Genomic DNA, 16,188 nt, shown 5'->3' on the forward strand with positions numbered 1-16,188 from the left:
CCCCCGGGGTAACGCGACTTCGCCGGCCGTTCGCAAACTGCGTTCGGCCGGCGCCCGCACTGGTTGGCGCCGGTCAAGCGGCGTCTTGCAGCCTGCGCATGGCGGAAGGCAGATCGAGCAGGCCGTCGCAAACCAGGTCGGCGGCAAGCGCTTCAACGGCAATTTGGGTGTAGCCGCCACGCAGCAGGATAGCCGGCATGCCGGCGGCGCGGGCGGCGGCCACGTCGGCGCCGCTGTCTCCGACCATCAGCGCGTCACGAGGCTCGACCTGAAGCTGGTCGAGCGCCAGCAGCAGAGCGTCGGGTGCCGGTTTCAGGCAAGTCACCGCGTCTCCGCCGACGATCGCGCCGAGATGGTCCGTCAGCCCGAAATGCAGCAGGATTTCGCGAGCCGCCAGCTGCGGCTTGTTGGTCACCACGCCCATGGCTATTCCGCTCAAATGGAAGTGGGTGAGAACCTCCCTGACGCCGGGCATCAGCGTCGTCAGGCCGGTCAGATGTCTGCGGTAGATCGGCGCCATGGCACGGTTGGCCTCGTCGAGGGCGCTGCCGAGGAGCGGCGCGCCGGATGCCGCGAAGGCTCGCTCGACCAGTTTCCTGACGCCGCCGCCGATCATCGCCTTGACCTGTTCCAGGCGCAGCGGCGGTAGATCGCGACCGGCCAGCAATTCGTTGACCGCGGCGGTTATATCGGGCGCCGAATCGACCAGCGTGCCGTCGAGATCGAACAGGATCGCCTTCGGCGATCGAAACGGCCTACTCATGCCGACGTTCATGCGGCGTCCTTCCACTTGATCGAGCAGCCGATCGAAGCGATCTGGTCCAGCGGTCCGTCGCCGGTTCGGGCGATCTGTCTCATCGCCTCGAACAGGTCGCGTCTCAGTCCGGGCGGTCCGGCGTCGCGCCGCGCCGCGTCCAGCCGGCCGCGATATTGCAGCGTCAATTCGCTGTTGAGCCCAAAGAAATCCGGAGTGCAAACGGCTCCATAGGCACGCGCCACCGTCTGGCGCTCGTCGTGGAGGTAGGGGAAAGTGAAGCCGTTCGTCCTGGCGAAGAGCTTCATGTTGTCGAAGGAATCATCCGGATAGGCGTCGGCATCGTTGGCGTTGATCGCAACAAAGCCGATGCCTTCGGGCTTGAGGTCGTCGGCATCGCGGACGATGCGGGAAATCACCGCCTTCACGTAAGGGCAGTGGTTGCAGATGAAGGCCACCACCAGCCCGTTCGGACCGGCGTGGCTGAAGATCGAATGCGATTTGCCGTCGACGCCGGGCAAGACGGCATCGATGGCTTGCCAGCCGAAATCGCAGACAGGTGGGATTGCCCCCATGTTGTCCTCCGATGAAATGGGTTTACGCGGCTTTCCGGATCGCGCCGTCGGCTGCCTGCCTGATGGCGACGATATTGGCGCGATAGGCCGCCTCGCTGCCGCCCTTGAAGATAGCCGAACCGGCGACCAGCACATTGGCGCCGGCCGCGCTGACCAGCGGGGCGGTCTCGGGGGTGACGCCGCCGTCGATCTCGATGTCGATCGGGCGATTGCCGATCAGCGCCTTGACCCGCCTGACCTTGTCGACGACAGAAGGAATGAAAGCTTGGCCGCCGAAGCCCGGATTGACCGTCATCAGAAGCACCAGATCGAGCCGGTCGAGCACATATTCGATGACGCTTTCCGGCGTCGACGGGTTCAGCGACACGCCGGCCTTCTTGCCGAGATTCCTGATTGCCTGCAGCGAACGGTCGAGATGCGGCCCTGCCTCGGCGTGCACGGTGATGATGTCGCAGCCGGCATCGGCGAAGGCGGCGAGATAGGCGTCGGCCGGCGCAATCATCAGGTGACAGTCGAAGACCTTGTCGGTTCGGTCACGGATCGCCTTGATCACCGGCGGGCCGAAGGTGATGTTGGGCACGAAATGGCCGTCCATCACGTCGAGATGGATCCAGTCGGCACCCGCCCGGACGACTGCTTCGACCTCGTCGCCGAGCCGCGAGAAATCCGCAGAAAGCACCGAGGGGGCGATGATTGTCTTGGTACCCATGGTCGTCGGCTCCATTCCGTCTTCGGTTTTCGGTCGCTGCACACCAACCGGCGTCATCTTGTCAGCGCGCCTTCGTCTCCGGTTCGCCTTCGAGCTTGCCTTCTGCGAAAACGCGGCTGCCGCGAATATCGGATTCCTCAATGGTGATAAGGTCGGTCTTCGTCAACACCCGGTCTCGCGACGTGAAAAGCCGGTTGGCCTGGCGAAGCCGCGCCCGGTCGAGCCCATTGCGGACCGAGCGAGCGTTGGAGAAATGCGGCAGCCGCATGCGGATCGGCAGATACTCTTCGAGCGCCTTGGCCGCCGCCTCGCTGAGACGGTAATTTTGTTCCGCCAGCATGATCTCGGCGATCGATTTGAGCTCGCCGACGCCGTAGTCGGGAAAATCGAGGTGGTGGGCGATGCGCGAGCGCATGCCGGGATTGCTGTTGAAGAAGCGGTCCATCTTGTCCTTGTAGCCGGCAAGTATCACAACCAGGTCGTCACGGTTGTTTTCCATGCATTGCAGCAGGATCTCGATCGATTCCTGGCCGTAGTCGCGTTCGTTCTCGGGCTTGTAGAGATAATAGGCCTCGTCGATGAAAAGCACCCCGCCCATGGCACGCTTGATCACTTCGCGGGTTTTGGGCGCGGTGTGGCCGACATACTGGCCGACGAGATCGTCTCGCGTCACTGCGACCATGTGGCCTTCGCGGACATAGCCGAGACGATGCAGGATTTCGGCCATCCTCAGCGCCACGGTGGTTTTCCCGGTGCCGGGATTTCCGGTGAAGTTCATGTGCAGCGTCGGCGCGCCCGAGGTCAGGCCGAACTTGCGGCGAAGCCGGTCGACCAGGAGCAGCGCCGCGATCTCGCGGATGCGGGTCTTGATGGGCTTCAGGCCAACGAGTTCGCGGTCGAGCTTGCCCAGCACCTCATCGATGTTGGACGCCTCGAACTCGGCCTGCAGATCGACCGATTCGTCCGGCGCGGCAGTGCCCTTTGCTATCGCGTCCAGCATGGTTTCGGCTAGCTCCGCTCGCCTTCGGGCCTGTCGGTCGCATAAGGCACGATCGAATAGCCCTGGCTGCGGCCGTCGCGCTCCTGGCGCAGCAGCCGGAACCCGGGTTCGTTGGGCGGCCGGTTGACGATGAACGACATGCGCGGCGCTTCCCAGCCCTTGCTCGAATCGAAGGCGGTGACCCGGACATACATGTTGGGCATGGCTTTCCGGCAATTGTTGACTTCAAGCAGGATGCCCGCCGGGTCCTTCAGGTCGAACATCGGGTTGCCGTACATTTCCCAATAGGTGTTTCGCGGGTGCGGATCGTCCGTGTACTCGACGCTGACCGCCCAGTGGTTTTTCAGCGCATATTTGATCTGCGCCGAAATTTGCTCATCGGTCAGGTCGGGCAGGAACGAAAACTGTCCCTGCGTGACCTTGTTTCCCGGATTGGTCATCATGGCGACGGTTCCTTCTAGAAGCTGGGCGTTGCGGTTGGCACGAAGTCGGCCGTGTCGGTCGATTCGTAGTTGAAGGTGACGTCCTTCCAGGTCTCCAGGGCAGCTTTCAGCGGCGTGCACCATCTGGCCGCCTGTTCGAGGATTTTGGTGCCTTCGCGCAGATAGTCGCGGCCCTCGTTGCGGGCGAGGATCATCGCCTCCAACGCGACGCGATTGGCCGTCGCACCGGCCTGGATGCCGTCCGGATGGCCGATCGTGCCGCCGCCGAACTGCAGAACGACGTCCTCGCCGAGATAATGGATCAACTGGTGCATCTGGCCGGCATGGATGCCGCCCGAGGCGACGGGCATCACCTTGTTGAGCGAGGCCCAGTCCTGGTCGAAGAACAGCCCGGTTTCGAGGTTCTGCGGCGTGCGCTCCTCGCGCAGCGTGTCATAGAAACCCTTGATCATCAGCGGGTCGCCTTCCAGCTTGCCGACCACCGTGCCGGCATGGATGTGATCGACGCCGGCCATCCGCATCCATTTGCAGATGACGCGAAAATTCATGCCGTGGTTCTTCTGGCGCGAATAGGTCGAGTTGCCGGCGCGGTGCAGGTGCAGGATCATGTCGTTGCGGCGTGCCCATTTGGCCATCGACTGGATCGCCGTGTAGCCGATGACCAGGTCGATCATGACGATGCAGGAGCCAAGCTGTTTTGCGAATTCGGCGCGCTCGTACATCTCCTCCATCGTGCCGGCGGTGACGTTGAGATAATGGCCCTTGACCTCGCCGGTGGCGGCCGACGCCTTGTTCACGGCCTCCATGCAGTAGAGGAAGCGGTCGCGCCAGTGCATGAACGGCTGCGAGTTGATGTTCTCGTCGTCCTTGACGAAGTCGAGGCCACCCTTCAGCGCCTCGTAGACGACGCGGCCATAGTTGCGGCCTGACAGGCCAAGTTTCGGCTTCGTCGTCGCGCCGAGCAGCGGCCGGCCGAACTTGTCGAGCCGCTCGCGTTCCACCACGATGCCGGTCGCCGGGCCCTGGAAGGTTTTCAGGTAAGCCACCGGGATGCGCATGTCCTCGAGTCGCAAGGCCTTGACTGCCTTGAAGCCGAACACGTTGCCGATGATCGATGCAGTCAGGTTGGCGATTGAGCCCGGCTCGAACAGGTCGAGGTCGTAGGCGATGTAGGCGAAGTACTGCTGCTCGGTCTTGGTGCCGGGACCGGTGTTCGGCACCGGCTCGGATCTGAACGCCTTGGCGCGGTAGAGCTCGCAGGCGGTCAGCCTGTCGGTCCACACCACGGTCCAGGTCGCGGTGGAGGATTCACCGGCGATGGCGGCCGCCGCCTCCTCGTGGTCGACGCCTGGCTGCGGCGTGATCCGAAACATGGCGATCAGGTCGGTCTCCTTGGGCCGGTAGTCCGGCTCCCAGTAGCCCATTTTCTTGTAGGGGATGACGCCCGACTTGTAGCGTTCCTTGCCTTCCTTGAGCGTGCCAGCTGACGGCATGTCGATCTTGTTCATGACAGGTCTCCTGTTTGCCGCTCAGGCGGCTTTCGCAGTTGCGATTTGCGGATCGAGTTTTCCCGCGGCGTAACGTTTGGCCATCTCGTCCATGGCGATGACCCTGATTTTCGAGGCGTTGCCGGCGGTGCCGAAGCGCTCAAAGCGATCGCGGCAAAGGTCGCGCAGGGCATCCATGGCGGGTTTCAGGAATTTGCGCGGATCGAATTCGCGCGGGTCCTCCGTCGCGACGCGGCGGAACTGCCCGGCCATGGCCATGCGGCAATCGGTGTCGATGTTGACCTTGCGCACGCCGTAACGGATGCCGCGCTCGATCTCCTCGACCGGAACGCCAAAGGTCTGGGGCATCTCGCCGCCATATCTGTTGATGACGTCCTGCAGTTCCTGCGGCACCGAGGAAGAGCCATGCATGACCAGATGCGTGTTGGGCAGCTTTTCGTGGATCGCCTCGATCACCTGCATGGCGAGGATGCCGCCGTCGGGCTTGCGGCTGAATTTGTAGGCGCCATGCGAAGTGCCGCAGGCGATCGCCAGCGCGTCGACCTGGGTGGCGGTGACGAAGTCGACCGCCTGATCGGGATCGGTCAAAAGCTGGTCGTGGGAAAGCACACCTTCGGCGCCATGCCCGTCCTCGGCCTCGCCCTGGCCGGTTTCCAGCGAGCCAAGCACGCCGAGCTCCCCTTCGACCGAAGCGCCGACCCAATGCGCCATGCGTGCGACACGTTCGGTGATGGCGACGTTGTAGTCGTAGCTCGCCGGTGTCTTGGCGTCCGCCATCAACGAGCCGTCCATCATCACCGAGGTGAAGCCGTGGCGGATCGCCGAAAGGCAGGTGGCTTCGTTGTTGCCGTGGTCCTGATGGATGCAGAGCGGAATGGCCGGATGCATTTCGGTCAACGCCTCCATCATCTTGGCCAGCATGATGTCGTTGGCATAGGAGCGGGCGCCGCGCGAGGCCTGGATGATGACCGGCGCGTCGCAGGCCCTGGCCGCCTCCATGATGGCAAGGCCCTGTTCCATGTTGTTGATGTTGAATGCCGGAACGCCGTAGCCGTGCTCAGCGGCATGGTCGAGAAGCTGGCGAAGGGTGATGCGGGCCATTTTTTGGGTCCTTCCTAGATGATGAGCTTCAGCGCCGCTGCGGCGACGGCTTCGGGCGTGATGTCGAAATGCCGGTAGAGATCCGGGGCAGGGGCGCTGGCGCCGAAACCGGCCATGCCGACGAAAGCGCCGGTGTCGCCGGTCCAGCGATCCCAGCCGAGCCGTGCTGCGGCTTCGACGGCGACGCGCGGCGCCGAGCCGAGGACAGCCTTACGGGTGTCGGCATCCTGTTCCTCGAACAGCTCCCAGCACGGCATCGAGACGACGGCGGCGGCGATGCCGTGCTCGGTCTCCAGCCGTTCGGCGGCGGCAACGGCGATCTCGACCTCCGAGCCGGTGGCAATCAGCGTCACGGCGCGGTGCCCGGCCGGCTCGCGCAGGACGTAGGCGCCCTGGCTCGACCGGTTCTCGTCGATGTGTGGCTCGTCGCTGTGTGCCTTCTCGCTGTGTGCCTGGCGCAGCATCGGCAGGTTCTGCCGCGAGAGCACCAGCACGCTCGGCCGGTTCCTGCTCATCAGCGCCAGTTCCCAGCACTCCGCCGTTTCGATGATGTCGGCCGGACGGAAGACGTTGAGGTTGGGCGTCGCCCGCAGCATCGCCAGGTGCTCGATCGGCTGATGGGTCGGGCCGTCCTCACCCAGACCGATGGAATCATGGGTCATCACATAGATGACGCGCTGGCCCATCAGCGCCGAGAGCCGCATGGCGCCGCGCGCATAGTCGGCGAAGCACAGGAAGGTGCCGCCATAAGGCACGAAGCCGCCATGCAGCGCGATGCCGTTCATGGCCGCGGCCATGCCATGCTCGCGGATGCCGTAGTGGATGTAGCGGCCGGCATAGGCACTAGGCGCTATATGATCCATGCCCTTGGTGATCGTCAGGTTCGAGTGCGTCAGATCGGCGGAGCCGCCGACGGTCAGCTCGGTTGCGGCGTTGATGGCGCCGAGCGCCATTTCGGAGGCTTTTCGCGTTGCGACCTTGGTCGCCTTTTCGACATGCTCCTTGCGGAAAGCGCCGAGCGCTTCGAAGACCGCGTCGGGCAGGGTGCCGGCGACCGCACTCTCGAAAGCCTGGCGCTGCGGCGAGTCGGCAAGCCGCTGCTCCCAGGCGTGCCGCGCCGCTTGCCCGCGCTCGGCAATTTCGCGCCAGGCGAACAGGATGTCGTCCGGCACCTCGAACGGCGCGCAGGCCCAGCCGATGTTCTCGCGCGTCGCGGCGATCTCGGCCTCGCCCAGCGGCGCGCCATGCGTCTTTTCCGAGCCGCCCAGATTGGGCGCGCCCTTGCCGATCACCGTGCGGCAGGCGATCAGCGACGGCCGGTCCGACTGCTGCGCCGCTTCGATTGCCGCAGCGACGGCTTCCGTGTCGTGGCCGTCCACCGACTGGACATGCCATCCGGCGGCTTCGAACCGCGCCGGCTGGTCCATCGATGTCGACAGCGACGTCGGTCCGTCGATCGAGATCGCATTGTCATCCCAGAAGACGATCAGCCGGGCGAGCTTCAGGTGACCGGCAAGGTCGATTGCCTCGTGGCTGATGCCTTCCTGCAGGCAGCCGTCACCGGCGATCGCGTAGGTGAAATGGTCGACGAGATCGGCACCGTGGCGGGCAGCAAGCATGCGCTCGGCCAGCGCCATGCCGACGGCGGTCGAGATGCCTTGTCCGAGCGGACCGGTCGTCGTCTCGATGCCAAGCGCATGGCCATATTCGGGATGTCCGGCGGTGCGGCTGCCCAGCTGGCGAAACCGCTGCAATTGCTCGATCGGTATGTCTTCGTAGCCGAGCAGGTAGTGCAGCGCATATTGCAGCATCGAGCCGTGCCCGGCCGAAAGTACGAAGCGGTCGCGATCGGGCCAGTTGGGCGCCGACGGATCGATGTTGATGAAGCGGCCGAACAGCACCGTCGCAACGTCGGCCATGCCCATCGGCATGCCCGGATGACCGGAATTGGCCTTTTGGACGCTGTCCATCGCCAATGCGCGAATGGCGTTCGCCATTTCGCGCTCCGAGACGGCGGCGACGGGCTTCAGGGCTGCTGCTTGGCTGTTCATGGCGTCCTCCTCACGACACACGGTTCTTGCGTTCGATCAATTGCAGGATGAGCGGCGTCAGGATCAGCTGCATGGCAAGATCGAGCTTGTTGCCTGGCACCACTATGGAATTCGGCCGCGACATGAACGAGTCGTGGATCATCGAAAGCAGGTAGGGGAAATCGATGCCGCGGGGATTCGCGAAGCGGATGACCAGCATCGATTCGTCGGGCGTCGGGATCCAGCGGGCGATGAACGGGTTGGACGTGTCGACGATCGGCACGCGCTGGAAGTTGATGGCGGTCTGCGAGAATTGCGGGACGATGTAGCGGACATAGTCCGGCATGCGGCGCAGGATCACGTCCATCACCGCCTCGGTGGAATAGCCGCGGGTTGCCCGGTCGCGATGGATCTTCTGGATCCATTCGAGATTTATGACCGGCACCACGCCGATCCTGAGGTCCGCATGCCTGGCCAGGTCTATCTTGTCGGTGACGACGCAGCCATGCAGGCCCTCGTAGAAGAGCAGGTCGCTCGGCGGGAATTGGCGCCATTCGGTAAATTGTCCGGGCGGCGTGCCGTACTGCTTCTCCTCGTCCTCGTCATGGATGTAGGTGCGGGTCTTTCCGGTTCCGCGGCGGCCATATTCCTCAAACACCTCTTCGAGGATTGCGAGCTCGTTGGCCTCGGCATGGAAGTGGGTGAAGTTTGGATTGCCCGCCTTCTCCTCCTCGGCCACCTTGACCTTCATCGTGGCGCGGTCGTAGCGGTGAAAGGCGTCGCCTTCGATGAAGGCGGCGTCGATGTTCTCGCGCCGGAAGATCAGCTCGAAGATGCGCTTGACCGAGGTGGTGCCGGCGCCTGACGACCCGGTGATGGTGATGATGGGGTGCTTTGCCGACATGATGCTCAGGCCCTGAACAGGCCGCGGCGGCTGAACAGCGGTGCACGCTCGCCGATCGCGCTGGGCTCGGTGTGGTAGCGGGTGATGCGCGCGACCTCGCGCGCCGATCCGAACACCACGGGCACGCGCTGGTGCAGGCCCTCGGGCTCGATTTCGAGGATGCGGGTGATGGTGTCGGTGGCGGCGCCGCCTGCCTGTTCGATGAGATAGGCGATCGGGTTGGCCTCATAGACGAGGCGCAGCCGTCCCTGGCGGTAACCCTTGCGCTTGTCGCCTGGATAGAGGAACACGCCGCCGCGCATCAGTATGCGGTAGCAGTCGGCGACGAGGGAGGCGATCCAGCGCATGTTGAAGTCCTTTCCGCGTGGGCCTTCAGTGCCTTCGAGGCAGTCGTCGATGTAGAGCCGCACCGCCTCGTCCCAATGCCGGTAGTTGGCGGCGTTGATGGCGAACTCCTGGGTACGCTGCGGGATGATCCGGCTCTCGTAGGCCTGGACGAATGTGCCGAGCCTGGTCGAGAGAACGAAGACGTGCGTGCCGCTGCCGAGCGACAGGACCAGCGCCAGCTGCGGCCCGTAGATGAAGAAACCGGCCCCCAGCTGCTTCACGCCCGGCTGCAAAAAAGAGGCGGCCGGATTTTCGTCCGGCGCGCCAGTTGCAGGGAGGAGCGAGAAGATCGTTCCGATCGACACGTTGGTGTCGATGTTGGAAGAGCCGTCGAGCGGGTCGATGGCGATGGCGAGAGGCGCCTGGCTGTCGAGCAGGACCGGCTGCTCCAGTTCCTCGGAGGCGTAGAGCGCGACCGGAGCGTGGCGCATGGCATCGAGGAAGATGTCGTCGGCGAAGATGTCGAGATCCTTCTGGATGTCGCCGTCGGCATTGGCGCTGCGGGTCCCGGCAAAGGCGGTGCCGAGCACCCCCTGATTGATGGTGTTGCGGACCTTGGTGGCGGCCTGCGTCAGCTGACGGACGGTCGCGACGACTGCCGAACGCAGTTCGTCGGGCGGGCCGAGATAGGAATTCAGAAATGCGTCGAGCGTTGCCGCTGGCATCGTAACCTCCCGATCCAGCCGCAACTCCTCCGGCCGGATTGGGGAATGAGAACAAACTGCCATGGATAAGTAAAATTCAATAACTTTACTTTCGTGCTAAAAAAAATTTAGTATGGCGCATGAGAAACCTCACCCTCAAGCAATTCAAGACCGTCCAGGCCATCATCAGCCATGGAAAAATCGTTAGCGCGGCCAAGGTGTTAGGCTTGTCTCCTCCAGCGGTGACGATCCAGTTGCGGCAGGTCGAGGAGGAGTTCCAGCTGGCCCTGTTCGACCGGACGTCGGACGGCATGCGTCCGACTGCCGCAGGTCTGGCCTTCGTCGAGACGGCGCAGGCGATCGAGGAGCGGCTTCGCCTGCTCGAAGACAAGATGGATGCGATCAAGGGCGTGCGTATCGGCAGCTTGCGGCTCGGCGTCGTTTCCACCGCCAAATATTTCGCGCCGCGGCTGATGGCCGGCTTCATGAAGGAACATCCCGATATCGACATGCGGCTCGCCATCGGCAACCGCGCCGAAACCATCAACAGTCTGAAGAACCACGACATCGACATCGCGCTGATGGGGCGCCCGGCGAGGGAAGTCCCGGTGCGTGCGTCGGTGTTCGGCGATCACCCGCTGGTCATCATCGCGCCGCCCGACCACCCGCTGGCGTCGGCGCGCGAGATATCCAAGGAGCGGATCGCCGAAGAGCATTTCCTCATCCGCGAGCCCGGCTCCGGCACGCGCATCTCGCTGGAAATATTTTTGAGCGACGTGCCCGGCCGCATCGATGATCTCGGCGTCGAGATGGGCTCGAACGAGACGATCAAGCAGGCGGTGATGGCCGGGCTTGGCATTGCCTTCATCTCTGCCCACACCATCGCCGCCGAAACCGAAGCCGGCCGGCTGGTCATCCTCGACGTTGTCGGCATGCCGATCCGCCGGCAATGGTTTTCGGTGATGCGCAGCGATCACGCGATCTCGCCGGCGATGGCGACGTTCCACGATTTCCTGATGCGCAAGGGCGCGATGTACCTGCCGCTGTTCGGCAAGCTCTATCCGCACGAGGGACCGAACACAGGAGGTCGCGCCTGAATTGAGGGCGGAATGCGTCGCTGGCAGCCACCTGCCAGGGCGGCTAGTTCGATTTGCCGAGAGCTTTCAGGACAAAGCGAATCTGCGTGCGCAGGCCCGCTTCGGTGTCTTCGCCGTGTTGAACGCAGTGCTCGATCAGAATCGGGTGGAAGAACGGCGTGAACGCGGCGTTGACCGCACGCGCCGCTTCTGCCGGGTCCTCGACCTTGAATTCGCCTGCTTCGATGCCCTCGCGGATGGTCGCCTCGAAGATTGTCACCACCCGCTCGATATGCGCCTTGATGATCGCCGAGTTCGCCTGCATGGCGTCGACAATCATGTCGTGCATGCGCTTTTCCTTGATCAGTTTCGACTTGTTGTGGTGGTGAATAGTGGTCAGGAGCCGATCGAGTTTCTCAGAGGCTGGCGCGTTCGTGCGTGCGATCGCGTAAGCGATCTCGGCTACCTCGTTCACAACCCGCCTGGCGATGGACTCGTTGATCGCGCCTTTGGAAGCGAAGAAGCGGTAGACGTTCGCCGGGCTCATGCCGATCTCGGAGGCGATGTCGGCCACCGACGTCTTGTGGTGGCCGATGCGGCGGAAGTGCTCCTCCGCGACCTCCAGGATGCGTGCCCGCATCTCGGCGGGATCAGTTCGCGTTCGGACCGGACGATTCATAAATGTCTCCAGAACTGACGACTGCCGGGCTCGCCCTGGACGATCATCTGTAAGCGGCAAGATCGTGCAGCTTGCCCTGCGCATGTTCAGGCAAAGGCCAGCGGGCGAGAACTTGAACCGCCTCCTCCGACAACAGAGACCTATTCGGCAGCTAATGTTGTTTGCATTTCCAGTTCATCCGTCGAGTCGGTTGGCTTCTCATGGACGTCGTCTGCTGTTGGTTTGATCCGGAACCACGCGGCATAAAGCGCGGGAAGGAAGAGCAGGATCAGCACCGTGCCGACCGCCGTGCCGCCGATCAGCGTATAGGCCATCGATCCCCAGAAGACGGAGTGCGTGAGAGGGATGAAGGCCAGCACGGCGGCAAGAGCGGTCAGGATCACGGGCCTTGTGCGTTGCACCGTTGCCTCGATGACGGCGTGATAGTCGTCGAGGCCGGCAGCACGGTTCTCCTTGATCTGTTCGGTCAGGATCAGCGTATTGCGCATCAGGATGCCGGCCAGTCCAATCAGGCCCAGAATGGCGTTGAAACCGAAGGGCTGGTTGAAGGCGAGCAGCATCGGCACGACGCCGACGAGGCCAAGCGGTGCCGTCAGCATGACCATGGCCATTGTCGAGAAAGACCGCACCTGCAATATGATGACGATCAGCATGGCGGCGATCATCGCCGGAAAGACTTTACCCAGCGCCGTGTTGGCCTTTTCGGCCTCCTCGATGGATCCGCCCAGTTCGATGCGATAGCCGGCCGGAAGCGATGCGATCAGCGGCTGAAGGGCCTTCATGATCTCCTTGGAAACCTCCGGAGGCTGGGTCGCCTCGTTGATGTCCGAGCGGATCGTGATGACGGGCGTGCGATCGCGGCGTTTCAGGATCGGCTCTTCCAGGCGGATTTCCGAATGGCCGATCTGGTCGAGTGGAATCTGGCGTCCGTCCCGGCTAATCAGTGAGAAATCTGTCAGACGCGTCGGGTCCAGCCGCTCTTCGCCGCCGCTGCGGGCCACAATGGGAACATTGCGGATGTCCTCGCGTACCTGCGTGACGGGGACGCCGGTGAGGAGGAACTGGAGCTGCTGGCCCACCTCCGCCGGCGAGAGGCCGATCAGGTTCAGCCGGTCCTGATCCGGGATGAAGCGGAGCACGGGCGTGCGATTGCCCCAATCGCGGTTGGCCTGCCGTACGTCAGGGACGGCCCGCATGATGTCGAGGGCCTTTTCGGAAATACTGTACAGTTGCACGGGATCAGGTCCCATGACCCGGAATTCGACGGGAAACGGCGTGTAGGGCCCGAACACAAGTTGGGTGACACGTACGTCGGCCTCGGGCGCGAGCCCTTGGGACACCGCCTCCCGGAGCCGGTGCTTCAATGCCTCGCGCGCCTCCGCGTCCGGTGTCAGCACGACGATCTTGGCGAAGGCGGGATCGGGCAATTCCGGCGCCATCGCGAAGAAGAAGCGGGGAGCGCCCTGACCGACATAGCTCGTGACGATCTCAGCCTCGGGCTGGTCGTCCAGCCAGCCTTCGAGCGTCTCGACCGTGGCGGTCGTCGTCTCAATGCTGGTGCCTTCGGGCAAGCGGACCTCCACCAGCACTTCGGGGCGGTCGGATGTTGGGAAGAACTGCTGTTTGAGGGAGCCCATGCCGACGACGGAAAGCACGAAGGCGATGGCGACAATACCGCTGATTGCGAACTTGTGCCGCACGGCAAAGACGATGAGCCGCCGCAGGCGCCGATAGTTCGGTGTGTCGTAGATCGCGTGGGTGCCGCCTTCGACCGGTTTGATCGCGGGCAGCATCTTGACGCCAAGATAGGGCGTGAAGATCACCGCGACGATCCACGAGACGATAAGGGCAAACCCGACGACCCAGAAGATGTTGCCCGCGTATTCGCCGGCCGTCGAGCGCGCGAAGCCCACCGGCAGGAACCCGGCGACCGTCACGAGCGTTCCCGACAGCATCGGCGCCGCGGTGTGGCTCCACGCATAGGCCGCCGCCTTGATGCGGTCCATGCCCTCTTCCATCTTCACCACCATCACCTCGATGGCGATGATGGCATCGTCCACGAGAAGACCGAGCGCCAGGATGAGAGCGCCGAGCGTGATGCGGTCGAAGAACCGGCCGGTTTCCAGCATGATGAGGAACACGACCGCAAGCGTCAGAGGAACGGCGGCCGCCACGACGATGCCGACGCGCCAACCCATGCTGATCAGGGCGATCAGCAGCACCACGCCGAGCGCCATCGCGAACTTCATCATGAATTCGTCGACCGCCGAGGTAATGTTGACGGCCTGATCGCTCACCTTGTCGAGCGTCATCCCGAGCGGCAGTGTCTGTGCGATGGCCGCAGTTCTGTCCTCCAGCGCCTTGCCGAGCGCGAGACCGTCCCAGCCCTCCTGCATGACGGCTGCCAGCATGATGGTGGGCTCACCCTGGCGGCGGATGAGATATGTGGGCGGATCCTCGTAGCCGCGGCGGACCTCGGCGATGTCGGAGAGCTTCAGCGTCCGCCCCGAAGCGACGATCGGCGTGTCGGCGATCGCCTGGACGCTGTCATAAGCGCCGTCGACCCGGATGAAGACCCGCGGCCCCTGAGTGTCGATCGAGCCCGCCGGTGTGACGGTGTTCTGCCGCTGCAAGGCGGCGACGATGTCCTGTGCCGAGACGCCGAGGGTTGTCAATTTGGCGTAGGAGAACTCGACGAATATCTGTTCGGGACGTTCACCCAGGATGTTGATCTTCTTGACGCCGGGCACGTGCAGGAGGTCCTGGCGGATCACTTCGGCCTGCCTGGCCAGCTCACGCATCGGCATGCCCTTGGCCTTCAGAGCATAAAGGGCGAAGCTCACGTCCGAATATTCGTCATTGACGAAGGGGCCGAAGACGCCGGGCGGCAGGTTGCGGGCTTCATCCCCGAGCTTCTTGCGGGCCTGGTAAAACTCCTCCTCAACGGCGGATGGCGGCGTGTCGTCCCTCAGCGTGACCGTCATATAGGCATAGCCCGGCCGTGTGGTCGTCTCCACCCGGTCGTACCAGGTCAGTTCCTGAAGCCGTTTCTCCAACGGTTCGGCGACGAGATCCTGCATCTCGCGTGCTGTCGCACCCGGCCACGCCGTCGTGACCGTCAGGGTCTTGATGGTGAAGTTGGGGTCTTCCGCCCGCCCGAGCATGACAAACGCATAGGCGCCGGCCGCCACTGCCAAGAGGATGAAGAACAGGGTGACGGCGCGTTCGCGAACGGCGATCGCTGAGAGATTGAGGTTCATCACTTGCCCCCGCTTTCGGATGCAGTCCTGACTTGAGCGCCCTCCTGCAGGAGGTGAGCGCCGAGCGAAACAATCGGATCGGCAGAGTTCAATCCGGAGATCACTGCGGATTCACTGGTCACACGAACAAGCTGCACGGGCTGAAAGTGTACGGTCGAGGTGGCGCTGTCCAGGACCCAGACGCCGGTCTTCCGACCATCATCGAGCACAGCCCCCAGCGGCACCTGGACTTCAGGCTGACCGGCCTGGCTTGCAAGCCGAATGGTTACCGTCGCGCCAAGCGGTGTTGCCGCGGCCTCGCCATCAAGCACATAGCGGGCCTCGTAGGTACGGGTCTGGGCATCGGCGGAGTTCGATAACTGCCGGAGATGTGCTGCATAGCGACGCCCATCACCCCCATACACGCTGGCCTCGGCCACCGACCCGATCGCCGGCCGGATCGTTTCGGGAAGCGCGACCACCGCTTCGCGGGGGCCGGCCTGGGCGATGCGAACCACCGGCTGGCCGGCGGAGACGACCTGCCCCGGCTCGCCAAGCGTATCGACCACCGTTCCATCCGCGTTCGCCACCAGGACCGCGTAGGTCGCCTCGTTCTCTGCGACCTTCGCTTCCGCTTCCACGGCGGCAAGCTGGGCCGTGGCAGTATCCAGCGCGGCCTTTGCCTGCTCGTACCGCTGCGGGGTTGCAGCCAACTCCTTCTTGACCAGAACAGCGTAGCGCTTTTCGTCCGCGCTCGCCTGAACCAGGACAGCGCGTGCTGCAGCGACAGCGTTGCGCTTCGCCGTGAGCGAAAGGCGAAGGTCGGTGTCGTCGATCCGCATCAGCGGCTGACCGGCTTTGACCTGCTGACCGACGTCCACGAGCCGTTCCACGATCTTGCCTGAGACGCGAAAACCGAGATTGCTCTGGACCCTCGCCCCTATGATGCCCGTGAAGCCGCGTTCGGATCCGGCCACCGGAACTGCCGTCGCCAGTCTGACGATCGGTGGTTCCTGCCTCGGGTCGCCCACGGCGGCGGCTTCCTGCGTGGGAACGGCAAGTGTGGCGAACGCCACCGCCCCTGACACCGCGATCAGGATTGCGCCCAGCACAATAACGGGTTTCTTTTTCACGTTCGT

General features: G+C 63.7%; 14 protein-coding genes. 1 reads left to right on the forward strand and 13 read right to left on the reverse strand.

Features of this window, described 5'->3' with window-relative positions:
* Positions 1-73 precede the first annotated feature (73 nt).
* From gph to M727_RS0102370, 10 genes are all read right to left on the reverse strand, one after another.
* A complete protein-coding gene (gene gph / locus M727_RS0102325) occupies positions 74-763 on the reverse strand; it encodes a phosphoglycolate phosphatase (protein WP_245268354.1) in 690 nt (229 codons plus the stop codon).
* 8 nt (positions 764-771) lie between these two features.
* The gene (locus M727_RS0102330) at positions 772-1,329 is read right to left on the reverse strand and encodes a thioredoxin family protein (protein WP_027151304.1); all 558 of its coding nucleotides are present in this window, start codon (positions 1,327-1,329) and stop codon (positions 772-774) included.
* A gap of 22 nt (positions 1,330-1,351) precedes the next feature.
* Complete coding sequence (rpe, locus tag M727_RS0102335) at positions 1,352-2,038, reverse strand: ribulose-phosphate 3-epimerase (protein WP_027151305.1); 687 nt, start codon at positions 2,036-2,038, stop codon at positions 1,352-1,354.
* A gap of 61 nt (positions 2,039-2,099) precedes the next feature.
* Positions 2,100-3,038 carry a CbbX protein gene (cbbX, locus tag M727_RS0102340; protein ID WP_027151306.1) on the reverse strand — a complete coding sequence of 313 codons (939 nt, stop codon included), beginning with the start codon at positions 3,036-3,038 and terminating at the stop codon, positions 2,100-2,102.
* Positions 3,039-3,046: 8 nt separating this feature from the next.
* On the reverse strand, positions 3,047-3,481 hold the full coding sequence (locus tag M727_RS0102345) for a ribulose bisphosphate carboxylase small subunit (RefSeq protein WP_023797690.1): 435 nt from the start codon (positions 3,479-3,481) through the stop codon (positions 3,047-3,049).
* 14 nt (positions 3,482-3,495) lie between these two features.
* Complete coding sequence (locus tag M727_RS0102350) at positions 3,496-4,974, reverse strand: ribulose-bisphosphate carboxylase large subunit (RefSeq protein ID WP_027151307.1); 1,479 nt, start codon at positions 4,972-4,974, stop codon at positions 3,496-3,498.
* A gap of 36 nt (positions 4,975-5,010) precedes the next feature.
* On the reverse strand, positions 5,011-6,090 hold the full coding sequence (gene fba, locus M727_RS0102355; protein WP_027151308.1) for a class II fructose-bisphosphate aldolase: 1,080 nt from the start codon (positions 6,088-6,090) through the stop codon (positions 5,011-5,013).
* A 14-nt stretch (positions 6,091-6,104) separates the two neighbouring features.
* Positions 6,105-8,141 carry a transketolase gene (gene tkt, locus M727_RS0102360; RefSeq protein ID WP_027151309.1) on the reverse strand — a complete coding sequence of 679 codons (2,037 nt, stop codon included), beginning with the start codon at positions 8,139-8,141 and terminating at the stop codon, positions 6,105-6,107.
* 10 nt (positions 8,142-8,151) lie between these two features.
* Positions 8,152-9,024 (reverse strand): phosphoribulokinase, encoded by an 873-nt coding sequence (locus tag M727_RS0102365; protein ID WP_027151310.1) that lies wholly within the window; start codon positions 9,022-9,024, stop codon positions 8,152-8,154.
* A 5-nt stretch (positions 9,025-9,029) separates the two neighbouring features.
* Positions 9,030-10,076 (reverse strand): class 1 fructose-bisphosphatase, encoded by a 1,047-nt coding sequence (locus M727_RS0102370; RefSeq protein WP_023797695.1) that lies wholly within the window; start codon positions 10,074-10,076, stop codon positions 9,030-9,032.
* A 119-nt stretch (positions 10,077-10,195) separates the two neighbouring features.
* Between M727_RS0102370 and M727_RS0102375 the strand changes: the two genes are divergently transcribed.
* Positions 10,196-11,152: a LysR family transcriptional regulator gene (locus M727_RS0102375; RefSeq protein WP_023797696.1), complete on the forward strand. Its 957-nt coding sequence runs from the start codon at positions 10,196-10,198 to the stop codon at positions 11,150-11,152.
* A gap of 43 nt (positions 11,153-11,195) precedes the next feature.
* Here M727_RS0102375 and M727_RS0102380 read toward each other — a convergent pair whose 3' ends face one another.
* From M727_RS0102380 to M727_RS0102390, 3 genes are all read right to left on the reverse strand, one after another.
* Positions 11,196-11,810: a TetR/AcrR family transcriptional regulator gene (locus M727_RS0102380; RefSeq protein WP_027151311.1), complete on the reverse strand. Its 615-nt coding sequence runs from the start codon at positions 11,808-11,810 to the stop codon at positions 11,196-11,198.
* 140 nt (positions 11,811-11,950) lie between these two features.
* On the reverse strand, positions 11,951-15,070 hold the full coding sequence (locus M727_RS0102385) for an efflux RND transporter permease subunit (RefSeq protein ID WP_027151312.1): 3,120 nt from the start codon (positions 15,068-15,070) through the stop codon (positions 11,951-11,953).
* On the reverse strand, positions 15,070-16,182 hold the full coding sequence (locus M727_RS0102390) for an efflux RND transporter periplasmic adaptor subunit (RefSeq protein WP_027151313.1): 1,113 nt from the start codon (positions 16,180-16,182) through the stop codon (positions 15,070-15,072). The genes M727_RS0102385 and M727_RS0102390 overlap by 1 nt, the downstream gene beginning before the upstream one ends.
* Between the last annotated feature and the right edge of the window lie 6 nt (positions 16,183-16,188).

Origin of the sequence: Mesorhizobium sp. WSM2561 (assembly GCF_000513915.1) — a bacterium.
Lineage (GTDB): Bacteria > Pseudomonadota > Alphaproteobacteria > Rhizobiales > Rhizobiaceae > Mesorhizobium > Mesorhizobium muleiense.

Excerpts from the sequence above, each read along its gene's own strand:
- gph (WP_245268354.1), bottom strand. The coding sequence starts at position 763 with ATGAGTAGGCCGTTTCGATCGCCGAAGGCGATCCTGTTCGATCTCGAC.
- M727_RS0102330 (WP_027151304.1), bottom strand. The coding sequence starts at position 1,329 with ATGGGGGCAATCCCACCTGTCTGCGATTTCGGCTGGCAAGCCATCGAT.
- rpe (WP_027151305.1), bottom strand. The coding sequence starts at position 2,038 with ATGGGTACCAAGACAATCATCGCCCCCTCGGTGCTTTCTGCGGATTTC.
- cbbX (WP_027151306.1), bottom strand. The coding sequence starts at position 3,038 with ATGCTGGACGCGATAGCAAAGGGCACTGCCGCGCCGGACGAATCGGTC.
- M727_RS0102345 (WP_023797690.1), bottom strand. The coding sequence starts at position 3,481 with ATGATGACCAATCCGGGAAACAAGGTCACGCAGGGACAGTTTTCGTTC.
- M727_RS0102350 (WP_027151307.1), bottom strand. The coding sequence starts at position 4,974 with ATGCCGTCAGCTGGCACGCTCAAGGAAGGCAAGGAACGCTACAAGTCG.
- fba (WP_027151308.1), bottom strand. The coding sequence starts at position 6,090 with ATGGCCCGCATCACCCTTCGCCAGCTTCTCGACCATGCCGCTGAGCAC.
- tkt (WP_027151309.1), bottom strand. The coding sequence starts at position 8,141 with ATGAACAGCCAAGCAGCAGCCCTGAAGCCCGTCGCCGCCGTCTCGGAG.
- M727_RS0102365 (WP_027151310.1), bottom strand. The coding sequence starts at position 9,024 with ATGTCGGCAAAGCACCCCATCATCACCATCACCGGGTCGTCAGGCGCC.
- M727_RS0102370 (WP_023797695.1), bottom strand. The coding sequence starts at position 10,076 with ATGCCAGCGGCAACGCTCGACGCATTTCTGAATTCCTATCTCGGCCCG.
- M727_RS0102375 (WP_023797696.1), top strand. The coding sequence starts at position 10,196 with ATGAGAAACCTCACCCTCAAGCAATTCAAGACCGTCCAGGCCATCATC.
- M727_RS0102380 (WP_027151311.1), bottom strand. The coding sequence starts at position 11,810 with ATGAATCGTCCGGTCCGAACGCGAACTGATCCCGCCGAGATGCGGGCA.
- M727_RS0102385 (WP_027151312.1), bottom strand. The coding sequence starts at position 15,070 with ATGAACCTCAATCTCTCAGCGATCGCCGTTCGCGAACGCGCCGTCACC.